The organism is Streptomyces sp. S6 (genome assembly GCF_054880855.1).
On the sequence record NZ_JBTYMC010000230.1, the window covers coordinates 1 to 10,739 of the forward strand.

Sequence of the window (10,739 nt, forward strand, 5' to 3'; positions counted from 1 at the left end):
GGCGCCGAGGACGGCACCGCCGTGGCGGCGCCGGCGGGTTCGCCGCGGCGGACGTACGGTGCGCTGGTCGCCTTGACGCTGCTGAATCCCCTGACGGTCGTCTACTTCGGTGCCCTGGTCGTCGGCGGGCAGGCGGGGGCCGCCTCTTTCGGTCAGGGTCTGGTCTTCGTCCTCGGCGCCTTCGCGGCCTCCAGCAGCTGGCAGCTCCTCCTCGCCACCGGCGGGGCGCTGCTGGGGCGCGTCCTGACCGGGCCTCGCGGGCGGCTCGCCACCGCTGTCGTCGGCAACACCGTCGTCCTGTTCCTCGCCGCGCGTCTCGCGTGGTCGGCGGGGTGAACCACGGCGCCGCCCGCGCCGGGCCGGGCTCAGTCGATCGTCTTGACCACCCGGGCGGGCACCCCCGCGACCATCGTGCCGGGCGGAACGTCACGCGTGACGACCGCACCGGCCGCGACGACCGCGCCGGCGCCGATGGTCACCCCCTGCGTGATCACGGCCGCCGTCCCGATCCAGACGTCGTCCTCGATGAGGATCGGTGCCCAGGTCAGGAACTCACGGCGCTCCGCGAGGGGCAGCGGATGCCCTCCGGTGATGAGGCTGACCTTCGGGGCGATCATCACGCCGTCGCCGATTCGGATGCCCCCCTTGTCCATGAAGGTGCATCCCTGGTTGACGAAGACCCTCCCCCCGAACGTCGTGCCGAGACCGTACTCGGTGAAGAACGGCGGATAGATCGTCACCGACTCCGGCAACGGTCCCCCGAACACAACCGAAAGTAGTTCCGCTCGGCCCTGCGTGTCACTGAACGGCAGCACGTTCAGCCGAGACGTCGCATCGGTCACCTCCTCGACCCGCTCCGCGAAGCGTGCGAATTCGGGTGTCTTGACGTACATGACCTGCTCTGTGCGAGTAGACATGCGCCTATCCCACCACCGCGCGGAGCACCCGATCAAACAACTCGGGCGACTGCGGCCACAACTGATCGTTGTGCCGATCGGGATGCCTGTCCAGGCCGGACGCGACTCCAACTCCTCCGCCTCGGCCCTCCGACTAATATCTCGCCGAGCGAGAGGAATGCCATGTCGCCGTCCGCTTTCGATCTTGTCTACGACGAACTCCGTGCCCGTTGGCCCGAGTCCACCGAGGAGCGCGACGTCGGCACCCCCTACGGGCGCACCCGGGTTCACGTGTACGGCCGAGTGGACGGCAGCCCCCTCGTGCTGCTGCCCGGTGGCTCGGCGACCGGTCTGGTCTGGTTCGGCAACGCGCCGGTTCTCGGGGAGCGGTACCGGGTCCACGCGGTCGATCTGCTGGGGGACGCGGGCCGCACGGAACGCCGGGGCGTGCCGTTGAAGAGCGCCGACGATCTGACGGTCTGGCTGGATGCGGTGCTGGACGGGCTCGGGCTGTCCCGCACGCACCTGTGCGGGCACTCGTACGGCGCCTGGCTGGCCGTCAGGTACGCGCTGCACGCACCGCGGCGGGTCGACCGGCTCGCTCTCCTCGACCCGACCCAGGTCTTCGCCGGGTTCCGCCCTGGTTATCTGCTGCGCGCCCTGCCCGCCCTGATCCGGCCGAGTGAGGCCCGCGCCCGCGCCTTCCTGTCGTGGGAGACCGGCGACGCCCGCCCGGACGAGACCTGGCAGCGGCTGTACGCGCTGGCCACCGCTCTCCCCGGCCGCAAGCTGATCGCCGGCGGCCGTCCCCGGACCGCCGGCCTGACCATGCCGGTGCTGGTCCTCCTCGCGGAGCGCAGCCGCGCCCACCACGCCGTCAAGGTCGCCGACAGAGCCCGCCGGACGCTCCCGCGGGTCGAGGTGGTGGTCCTCCCGGGAGCCACCCACCACTCCGTGCCGCCCACCGCGCCGGAGCAGTTGAACGAGCGGCTGATGGATTTCCTGGGCTGACGGCGCCGAACAGGACCTCAGCTCGGGGCGAGGAGGCAGAACTCGTTGCCCTCGGGGTCGGAGAGGATCGTCCAGTGGATGGTGGACTGGTCGATGCCCGGGTCGGTGGCTCCCAGGGCGCGCAGTCGGGCCTCCTCCGCCGCCGGGTCGTCACCCCGGTAGGGGCGGATGTCCAGGTGGACGCGGTTCCAGCCCGGCTTGGGGTCGGGGGTGCGGACGAACTCCAGGTAGGGGCCGACGGCTTGGGCGGAGCGCAGGGTCGCCTGGTCGTCGGTGGCCGAGTGCAGGGTCCAGTCCATCGCGCCGTCCCAGAAGCGGGCCATCTCGTGCGGGTCGGCGCAGTCGACGACCACTGCGGCGATCGGGCCGGTGTCGCCGTAGACCGGGCGGGGTTCCAGGACGCAGAACTCGTTGCCCTCCGGGTCGGCCATGACCGTCCAGGGGACGTCGCCCTGACCGATGTCGGCGAGTGTCGCGCCGAGGTCCTTCAGGCGGGCGACCAGCTCCGCCTGGTGGGCGGCCGAGGTGGTGGCCAGGTCGAGGTGCACCCGGTTCTTGGCCGTCTTGGGTTCCGGGCGGGCGATGAGGTCGATGCAGACGGCCGAGGGGTCGGGGTAGGAGAACCCCACGGGTTCGAGGTTGGTCACACCGGGTCCCTCGCTGTCGAGCCCCCAGCCGAGCGCCTCCGCCCAGAAGCGGCCGAGCGCGGTGTCGTCGTGGGCCTTCATGTTGATCTGCACGAGTCGCGTTGCCATACCGGAGATCCTAGAAGCTTCCGCCGGCCGTCCGCACCGGGGCTGACCTGCCGATAGTCCCGTTCAGCAGCGTGTCGCACCGTCCGTCCCCACCACCTCCCCGACCGCCGCCGGAGTCGTCCCCCGGACGCCTGTCAGGTCCGCCCCGGTCAGGTACGCGCTCATGCCGGTGAGCCGGGTGCTCGGCAGGACGACTCCGGGGGCCCTGATCCCGTGGAGGTCGGTGAAGTCGTGCAACGCGCGGGAGAGTCGTGTCAGGGACGGCCGAGACAGAGGCGTGTTCCCGGACGAAGGCAGCCGGCACGTCGATGATCGCCGCCCGGTCGCGCGAGGAGTCGTGAGCGATCCGCTCCGGTGCGTGGACGGCGCCAGCGCGGACATCCCGCGCGGGCGAGCCCGGTTGTTCGCCGGCCCTGATGTGCCGGTCGGTGACCTGCCCCTCCCGCGCGGTCCGCAGCTCACCCCGCGCCGTCTGCCAGGACAGCGCCGTCGCCACAAGACCGACGTTTCGTCAGGGTCGGGCGCACGGATCACCTTTGACACGATGCGGACGCACTCACCCCCGGGACAGCCGACCAGCACCACCGCGCCCCCTACCCCGCAGCCCGCACGAACCCCTCGAACACCCCCCGCTGCCCCGCGTCCTCCCGGGCCGTGTCCTCCGGATGCCACTGCACCCCCACGAACCACCCACCGCCCCCGGCGAGTTCGACCCCCTCGACCGTCCCGTCGGCGGCCCGCGCGGTCACCGTCAGCCCCTCCCCCAGCCGGTCGATGTGCTGGTGGTGGTAGCAGGAAGCCTCCACCTTGTCGGCACCGATGGTCCGCGCAAGGGCGGAACCCGGAGTAACGACGACAGGGTGGACGACGTGCCGGTGACCGCCCGTGTCCTGGTGGAGGGTGCCGCCGAGCACGGTGTTGACGACCTGGAGCCCCCGGCAGACGGCGAGCAGCGGCAGCCCGGTGGTCAGGGCGTGGCGGGCGAGGGCGAGGTCGAAGGCGTCCTGTTCGTCGTCCACGTCGTAGACGGCGTCGTGGGTGTCCGGGGCGCCGTAGCGGTGGGGGGCGATGTCGCCGCCGCCGGGGAGGAGGAGGCCGTCGAAGCGGGCGAGGCGGGCGGCGGTCTCGGTGGGGCCGGCGGCGTGGGGGTGGAGGGAGACGGGTTCGCCGCCCGCCTGCCAGACGGCGTCGACGAGAGCGCGGGCGTTGACCTCGGCGGCGTAGCGCAGGGCGGAGGCGGACGCCGAGAAGCGGGCGGGGATCGCGATGAGGGGGCGGGTCACAGCTGGATCCAGGTGGTCTTGAGCTCGGTGTACTTCTCCAGGGCGTGGACGGACTTGTCGCGCCCGTTGCCGGACTGCTTCATGCCGCCGAAGGGGACGGTGAGGTCGCCCTCCTCGTAGCAGTTGACCCAGACCGTGCCCGCTTTCAGCGCCCGCGAGACCTTGTGCGCGGTGGACAGGTCGGACGTCCACAGCCCCGCAGCGAGGCCGTACTCGGTGTCGTTGGCGATGCGGACCGCCTCGTCGACGTCGTCGAAGGTGAGCACGGACAGGACGGGGCCGAAGATCTCCTCGCGGGCCAGCCGCGCGCCGGGTTCGACGCGGTCGAAGACGGTCGGCTCCAGGAAGCTGCCCCCGCTGTCACTCAGAACACGAGAGCCCCCCGCGCGCAGGCGGGCGCCCTCGGCGAGGCCGGTCGCGATGTGGTGCTGGACCCGCTGGAGGTGCTGCTCGCCGACGAGGGCGCCCATCTCGGTCGCCGGGTCGAGGGGGTCGCCCACCCGCAGCTCGCCGGCCCGGCGGACGATCGCGTCGGTGACCTGTTCGGCGACGGAGGCGTGGACGAGGAGCCGGGAGGGCGCGGTGCACATCTCGCCCTGGTTGAAGAAGATGCCCCACGCGGCGGTGGCGGCGGCCCGGTCGAGGTCGGGCGCGTCGGGCAGGACGATGTTGGGCGACTTCCCGCCCAGCTCCAGCCAGACGCGCTTGAGGTTGGAGTCGGCGGCGTAGCGCAGGAAGTGCCGGCCGACGGCGGTGGAGCCGGTGAAGGCGAGGACGTCCACGTCGGGGTGGAGGCCGAGCGCCCGGCCCGCGCCGGGGCCGTCCCCGTTGACGACGTTGAGGACACCCGGCGGCAGCCCGGCCTCCAGAGCGAGGCGGCCCAGGAGGAGCGCCGACAGGGGCGAGTTCTCGGAGGGTTTGAGGACGACCGTGCAACCGGCGGCCAGCGCGGGGGCGATCTTCCAGCCGGCCAGGGTGAGGGGGAAGTTCCAGGGGACGACGGCGCCGACGACGCCCGCGGGTTCGCGGGTGACGAGGGCGAGGGCGTCGGGTGCGGTGTGCGGGACCTCGTCGGTGAGTTTCCCGGCGAGTTCGCCGTACCAGCGGAACGTGTTGATCAGGGCCCGGAGTTCGATGCCGTGGGCGTCGGCGATCGGCTTGCCCATCTCCAGGGTGACGGTGAGCGCGAGGTCGTCGCGGTGGGTGTCGAGGAGACCGGCGAGGCGGATCAGGGCGCGGCCCCGGTCGGCGGGGGCGAGGCGGGGCCAGGGTCCGTGGTCGAAGGCGCGGCGCGCGGCGGCCACGGCGGCGTCGATCTCGGCGGGTCCCGCGTCGGCGGCGTCGGTCAGGACACGGCCGTCGCGGGGCGAGACGACGGGGAAGGTGGCCCCGCCGCCGGGTTCCTCGGCGCCGTCGATGAGGTGGTGGCGGGGCGGGGTGAAGGTCTTGGCCCGGTGGAGCCAGTCGTCGTGCGTGAGAGTCATAGGGTCCTCCGGACCGGGGAGTTGGCAGCTGTTCAGAGCCGGCGCGGGCGGCGGAGCCGTTCGTTGAGGACCCCCAGCGCCAGCACCACCGGCACCGACGCCACCAGCCAGCCCGCTGTGGCCGCCTCGCCGCCGATCAGCGTCGTGAAGTTGGCGAGGATCAGCCAGAGGGCTCCGGCGAGGCCGAGGGCGCCCAGCACGGGGGCGATGAGGGTGTTCCACACCCGGGTGTCGACGCGCCGGCGCCGGAAGTAGACGACGACGGACACCGACGTCAGCACGTAGAGCAGCATCATCGCGAGGACGGCGAGTCCGCTGAACCAGGAGAAGAGGGTGAGGACGGGGTCCTTGCCGGCCAGGGCGAACGGGACGACGAGGAGCACGGCGGCGATGGTCTGCACGCACCCGGCGGTCCAGGGGGCGTGCCGGGTGTTGAGGCGGCAGAGTCCGGCGGGGAGCTGTCCGTCGCGGCCGAGGGAGAACAGGTAGCGGTTGGCGGAGTTGTGGAAGGTGAGGATCCCCGCGAACAGGGAGGTGGCGAGGAGGACCGGCAGGACGTCGCCCACCCAGCCGCCGAGCAGATCGGCCATGGGGGCGAAGACGAAGGACGCGGAGTCGCCGCTCGCCACCGCCTTGCCGGCCGCCTCGGGTGCCTTGGAGGCGCCGTACGCGGAGATGAGCGTCCAGGAGATGAGGGCGAAGAAGCCGGTGACGACGACCACCGACAGGTAGGTCGCTCTGGGTACCGTCTTCTTCGGTTCGCGCGCCTCCTCGCCGTAGATCGCGGTGGCCTCGAAGCCGAACATGGACGCCACGGCGAACATCACGGCGATCCCGGGTGCTCCGTGCAGAGCCGCCGAGGCGGAGAAGCTGTCGGCGACGCCGAGCCCTTCGGGTCCGCCGCCCTTGAAGAGGGTGACCAGGCCGAACACGAGCAGGACGCTGAACTCGGCGAGCACGAAGACCGCGAGGACCTTCGCGCCCATCTCGATGCCGGACGCGCCGAGGGCCTGGACGACGGCCATGGTGACGAGGGTCCAGACCCACCACGGCACGTCGAGGCCGGTGTGCGCGGAGACGAGTCCGGCGACGATCGAGCCGTACAGGCCGTACATCGCGGCCTGGATCACGCAGTACGCGAAGAGCGCGACGCTCGCGCTGCCGGCGCCTGCGCTGCGGCCGAGGCCCGCTCCGATGTAGGTGTAGAAGGCGCCCGCGTCCACGACGTGGCGGCCCATGGCGACGAAGCCGACGGAGAAGAGCAGGATGACGGCCCCGGCGAGGACGTAGGCGGCCGGGGTGCCGGAGCCGTTGCCGATGGCGATCGAGATCGGTGCGGCTCCGGCGATGCCCGTGAGGGGGGCCTGGCCGGAGAGCACGAAGAAGAGGATGCCCAGGACGCCGAGGGCGTTGGGCTTGAGCGTGGTTGCGGTGGGCGTGTCCTGCGCGGTCCGCTGGGCGGAGGCCGTCTGACTGTCCACTCGGATCACCTGCCAGAGAAAGGAGGAATTCGTTTCAGGCCAAACGAGTTGCCTTATGGTGTGCCGCGGCTATCCGTTTGGCAAGGGATCGCGAGCAGAAAATGCGGCTGCTCAGTTCCCGGCGAGCCGCTCCAGCAGCGCCCGCAGCTCGGCGAGCGCCTCCTCCGTGACATCCCGCTCGCCGAACACGAGCTGGTGCAGGACGAGGCCCTCCAGCGCGGCGAAGACCAGCCGGGACATGCCCCGGCTCACGTCACCCGGCAGGAGGCGGGCCAGCTCCCGCCCGCTCGCCTCGAAGTACTCCTCGTACAGGGCGCGCAGATGCGGCAGCAGCTCCGGACGGCGTCGCGCTTCCAGCAGCAACTCGTACTGGAACGCCTGGAGTTCGGGCCCGGACTCGACCATGTCGGCGAGCCCGCCCATGAACGCGCCGGACTCCTCGGTGCCCGCGCCGAGCGCGCTGCGGTCCAGCGAGGAGTGGATGGCGTGGGCGACGGCCTCCTCGATGAGCGCGTCCCGCGAGCCGAAGTGGTGCACGACGAGGCCGTGCGTGACGCCGGCCTCCTGCGCGACCGCCCGGTAGGTGAGCTTGCGCAGCCCACCCCGGGCGACGACGCGCACGGCGGCGTCCAGCAGGGCCGTGCGGCCCGACCCGTACTCGGTGACACGCTTGCGGGGCGGGCGGGCGTCGGTCATACGGCCGACCCTACCCGCGCTTCGGCGCCCTGATCCCGCGGAACTCCCAGTCGCCGCCCAGCGCCGTGGACAGCACCTCCTCCGACTCCGTGGGCTGCGCGCCCACGTCGGTGCGGATCGCGGTGGGCCCGGTGACGACGTGGTTCGTCAGCTTGCCGAGGCCCTCGACCTCGACCTCGACGACGTCCCCGGGCCGCACGGGCCGGGAGTTGGCCGGAGTACCGGACAGCAGGACGTCACCGGGGTACAGGGTGATGGTGCGGGCGATGTCGGCGACGAGGTAGTGCATGTCCCACTTCATCTCGTCGGTCGAACCGTCCTGCACGACCTCCCCGTTGACGTACGTCCGCAGCCGCTTGCCGTGGAAGTCCCAGTCGGTGACCAGGCCGGGGCCGAGCGGGCAGAGGGTGTCGGAGCCCTTCACCCGCAGCATCGAACCGGCGTCGGTGTCCCGGAAGTCGTGCAGGCCGTAGTCGTTGGCGATGGTGTAGCCCGCGATGTACTCCCCCGCCTCGGCCTGCGCGATGTTGCGCGCGGTGCGGCCGATGACGATGGCGACCTCGCCCTCGTAGTTGAGCCACTTGCAGCCCTCGGGCCGCACGATCGCGCCCTGGTGGGAGTTGAGGGAGGAGGTCGGCTTGTGGAAGTAGGTGGGTGTGTCGGGGAGTTCGATCTGGAACTCGTCGACGCGGCTGCGGTGGTTGAGGTGGACGGCGATCACCTTGGACGGCACGACCGGCGGCAGGTGCTGAGCCTCGGTGATCTTGGTGCGGCGGCCGTCGCCGGCGACGAGTTCGTCCCCGTCGACGGTGACCTCGACGGTGGCGCCGTCGAGCAGGATGCGGCGGTACTCGGGCATGTTCGGGAAGCCTTTCTAGGAGTGCGGGTGCCAGCCGTCTGCGGGCCGGTCGAACCAGAGGTGGACCTGTCCGGTGCCGATGGAGTTCTCGTACTCCCCGTACTGCCGGGCCTTCGCGGTGCACGCCTGCTCACCGAGGGCGCCGGCCATCATCAGGTAGTGGAAGAACTTCGCCTCGGGCTTGACCTTCCAGAACGCGTCCATGGAGTCGAGGACCTTGTCGTGGCGGCCCTCCTTGAACCAGGCGATCCGCTCGTGGTCGGCCTCGCGGGCCTCCGGCGTGCGGATGTGCGCCGGGTCGCTGGCCTCGTGGTCGCGCAGTTCCCGCAGCGGCCAGAAGGTGTGCGAGAGCGCGCCGGACGCGATGAGCAGGACCCGGCGGCCGGGGGTCGCGGCGATGCCGTCGGCCAGTGCGCGCCCGAGCCTGAGGTGGTCCTCCATGTCGCCGGTCTGGCAGACACCGATGGTGACCCAGCGCTTGTCCGGGAGTCCCTCGCCGAGGAACTTCCACAGGTTGATCGTCGCGTAGTAGACCGGGAGGTACTCGTCGTCGATCGGAGTGATCCAGGTGCCGTGCTTGTCGGCGAACTTCGCGATGTTGTCGGCGAGTTCGGGGTCGCCGGGGTAGTCGTAGGGCATCCGGCACATCCCGCGCGGGAGTTCCTCGGAGGTGAAGAGGCCGGCGCGGCGGTGCTGTGCGGTGACGACGAACTCGACGGTCGTCGCCCAGTGGGAGTCGAGGACGACGACGGTGTCGTAGTCGTCCCGCTCGAAGACTTCCCGGCGTAGTTCCTGGAGGCCGGTGACGAGGGTGATCTCCTTGCCCTCGTTGAGTTCGAGGCGGTCGGCCTCGGGCAGCACGATGGTGGGGACGTGGGCGAGGAGGCCCGCCCCGACGATCTCACCCATGGTCGGTCCATCCGGTCGGCGCGGTCACGGTGTTCTTGAGGTCGCAGTAGAAGTCGAAGCTCCAGTCGCCGCCCTCGCGTCCGACCCCGGAGAGCCGGGAGCCGCCGAAGGGGGCCTGGAGGTCGCGGACGAAGAAGCAGTTGACCCACACCGTGCCGGCGACGAGCCGCTCGGTGACGCGTTCGGCGCGTTCCCGCGAGCCGGTCGCGAGGGTCGCGGCGAGCCCGAAGCGGGTGCCGTTGGCGAGGCGCACCGCCTCGTCCTCGTCGGCGAAGGTCTGGAGCGTGAGGACCGGCCCGAAGACCTCCTCCTGGACGATCTCCGAGCCCTGGGCGACGTCGGTGAGGAGGGTCGGCGCGTAGAACTGGCCGCCCCCGGGGTGACCGCCGAGCACGGCACGGGCCCCCGCGTCGAGCGCCCGCCGCACGAACCCGTCGATCTTCTCCAACTGGCGCGGGTGGATGTTCGGCCCGATGTCCGTGGCCTCGTCCCGGGGGTCGCCCTGGACCAGCGCCGCCGCCTTCTCGGTGAACCGCCGGGTGAACTCCTCGACGACGCTCTCCTCGACGAGGATGCGCGTCGCCGCGAGACACACCTGCCCGGCGTTGTCGTACTGCTCCACCGCGAGGTTCACGGCGAGGTCCAGGTCTGCGTCGGCGAACACCAACAGCGGTGATTTTCCGCCGAGTTCGAGGCTGAGCGGGGTGAGCTGGGCGGCTGCGGAGGCGGCGATGTGCTTCGCCGTGGGGACCGAGCCGGTGAAGCTGATGCGGCGGACGTCGGGGTGGGAGGTGAGGGCGTCGCCGACCTCGGCGCCGTAGCCCTGGACGACGTTGAGGACCCCGGCGGGCAGGCCGGCCTCGGCGGCGATGTCGGCGAGGAGGGAGGCGGTGAGCGGGGACCACTCGGCGGGCTTGAGGACGACGGTGTTCCCGGCGGCGAGCGCGGGGGCGACCTTCCAGGTGGCCAGCATCAGCGGGGCGTTCCACGGGGTGATCAGGACGCAGGGTCCGGCGGGGTCCCAGCTGACGTGGTTGGTGTGGCCGCGCGTCTCGAAGTCCTCGTGCTCCAGGGTCAGCAGCCAGTCCGCGAAGAAGCGGAAGTTGTGCGCGACCCGGGGCATGACACCGCGCCGGTGCGACCTGAGGAGGGCACCGTTGTCGGTCGTCTCGACGATCGCGAGGTCCTCGATGCGCTTCTCGACGCCGTCGGCGATGGCGTGCAGGATGCGGGCACGTTCGGCGCGCGGGGTGGCGGCCCGGCGGGCACGGTCGCGGTGAAGACCGGTTACGACGACGGCGTGGCCGTCACGGTCAGGGAGGCGGCGATGCTGACGGCCCTCCCCACCCACGAGGTGACCGCCGA

Annotated in this window: 12 protein-coding genes; 2 read left to right on the forward strand and 10 right to left on the reverse strand. The window is 71.6% G+C overall.

The features are described 5' to 3' along the window. The coding region (locus tag ACVNF4_RS25735) for a LysE family transporter (protein WP_461805255.1) at nucleotides 1-336 on the forward strand (336 nt) is incomplete at its 5' end. Between the two features lie 29 nt (nucleotides 337-365). On the opposite strand, the gene ACVNF4_RS25740 is transcribed toward ACVNF4_RS25735, so the two are convergent. Beyond that, nucleotides 366-917 (reverse strand): DapH/DapD/GlmU-related protein, encoded by a 552-nt coding sequence (locus ACVNF4_RS25740; protein ID WP_461805256.1) that lies wholly within the window; start codon nucleotides 915-917, stop codon nucleotides 366-368. A 162-nt stretch (nucleotides 918-1,079) separates the two neighbouring features. Between ACVNF4_RS25740 and ACVNF4_RS25745 the strand changes: the two genes are divergently transcribed. Beyond that, complete coding sequence (locus ACVNF4_RS25745; RefSeq protein ID WP_461805257.1) at nucleotides 1,080-1,907, forward strand: alpha/beta fold hydrolase; 828 nt, start codon at nucleotides 1,080-1,082, stop codon at nucleotides 1,905-1,907. Nucleotides 1,908-1,924: 17 nt separating this feature from the next. Here the strand turns inward: ACVNF4_RS25745 and ACVNF4_RS25750 are convergent, their stop codons facing one another. From ACVNF4_RS25750 to ACVNF4_RS25790, 9 genes are all read right to left on the reverse strand, one after another. Next, nucleotides 1,925-2,662 (reverse strand): VOC family protein, encoded by a 738-nt coding sequence (locus ACVNF4_RS25750; RefSeq protein ID WP_461805258.1) that lies wholly within the window; start codon nucleotides 2,660-2,662, stop codon nucleotides 1,925-1,927. 63 nt (nucleotides 2,663-2,725) lie between these two features. Next, nucleotides 2,726-2,899 carry a hypothetical protein gene (locus ACVNF4_RS25755; protein WP_461805259.1) on the reverse strand — a complete coding sequence of 58 codons (174 nt, stop codon included), beginning with the start codon at nucleotides 2,897-2,899 and terminating at the stop codon, nucleotides 2,726-2,728. Nucleotides 2,900-3,255: 356 nt separating this feature from the next. Then, a complete protein-coding gene (locus tag ACVNF4_RS25760; protein WP_461805260.1) occupies nucleotides 3,256-3,945 on the reverse strand; it encodes a gamma-glutamyl-gamma-aminobutyrate hydrolase family protein in 690 nt (229 codons plus the stop codon). Continuing rightward, complete coding sequence (locus ACVNF4_RS25765) at nucleotides 3,942-5,429, reverse strand: aldehyde dehydrogenase (RefSeq protein ID WP_461805261.1); 1,488 nt, start codon at nucleotides 5,427-5,429, stop codon at nucleotides 3,942-3,944. The genes ACVNF4_RS25760 and ACVNF4_RS25765 overlap by 4 nt, the downstream gene beginning before the upstream one ends. 32 nt (nucleotides 5,430-5,461) lie before the next feature. After that, complete coding sequence (locus ACVNF4_RS25770; RefSeq protein WP_461805262.1) at nucleotides 5,462-6,910, reverse strand: APC family permease; 1,449 nt, start codon at nucleotides 6,908-6,910, stop codon at nucleotides 5,462-5,464. Nucleotides 6,911-7,021: 111 nt separating this feature from the next. Next, the gene (locus tag ACVNF4_RS25775) at nucleotides 7,022-7,606 is read right to left on the reverse strand and encodes a TetR/AcrR family transcriptional regulator (protein WP_461805263.1); all 585 of its coding nucleotides are present in this window, start codon (nucleotides 7,604-7,606) and stop codon (nucleotides 7,022-7,024) included. Between the two features lie 10 nt (nucleotides 7,607-7,616). Continuing rightward, a complete protein-coding gene (locus ACVNF4_RS25780) occupies nucleotides 7,617-8,465 on the reverse strand; it encodes a fumarylacetoacetate hydrolase family protein (protein ID WP_461805264.1) in 849 nt (282 codons plus the stop codon). A 15-nt stretch (nucleotides 8,466-8,480) separates the two neighbouring features. After that, a complete protein-coding gene (locus tag ACVNF4_RS25785) occupies nucleotides 8,481-9,374 on the reverse strand; it encodes a 3,4-dihydroxyphenylacetate 2,3-dioxygenase (RefSeq protein WP_461805265.1) in 894 nt (297 codons plus the stop codon). Continuing rightward, nucleotides 9,367-10,725 carry an aldehyde dehydrogenase gene (locus tag ACVNF4_RS25790; protein ID WP_461805266.1) on the reverse strand — a complete coding sequence of 453 codons (1,359 nt, stop codon included), beginning with the start codon at nucleotides 10,723-10,725 and terminating at the stop codon, nucleotides 9,367-9,369. The genes ACVNF4_RS25785 and ACVNF4_RS25790 overlap by 8 nt, the downstream gene beginning before the upstream one ends. Between the last annotated feature and the right edge of the window lie 14 nt (nucleotides 10,726-10,739).

Bases quoted from the DNA above. Each gene is read 5' to 3' on its own strand.
- ACVNF4_RS25740 (WP_461805256.1), bottom strand. From the start codon at position 917: ATGTCTACTCGCACAGAGCAGGTCATGTACGTCAAGACACCCGAATTC.
- ACVNF4_RS25745 (WP_461805257.1), top strand. From the start codon at position 1,080: ATGTCGCCGTCCGCTTTCGATCTTGTCTACGACGAACTCCGTGCCCGT.
- ACVNF4_RS25750 (WP_461805258.1), bottom strand. From the start codon at position 2,662: ATGGCAACGCGACTCGTGCAGATCAACATGAAGGCCCACGACGACACC.
- ACVNF4_RS25765 (WP_461805261.1), bottom strand. From the start codon at position 5,429: ATGACTCTCACGCACGACGACTGGCTCCACCGGGCCAAGACCTTCACC.
- ACVNF4_RS25775 (WP_461805263.1), bottom strand. From the start codon at position 7,606: ATGACCGACGCCCGCCCGCCCCGCAAGCGTGTCACCGAGTACGGGTCG.
- ACVNF4_RS25780 (WP_461805264.1), bottom strand. From the start codon at position 8,465: ATGCCCGAGTACCGCCGCATCCTGCTCGACGGCGCCACCGTCGAGGTC.
- ACVNF4_RS25785 (WP_461805265.1), bottom strand. From the start codon at position 9,374: ATGGGTGAGATCGTCGGGGCGGGCCTCCTCGCCCACGTCCCCACCATC.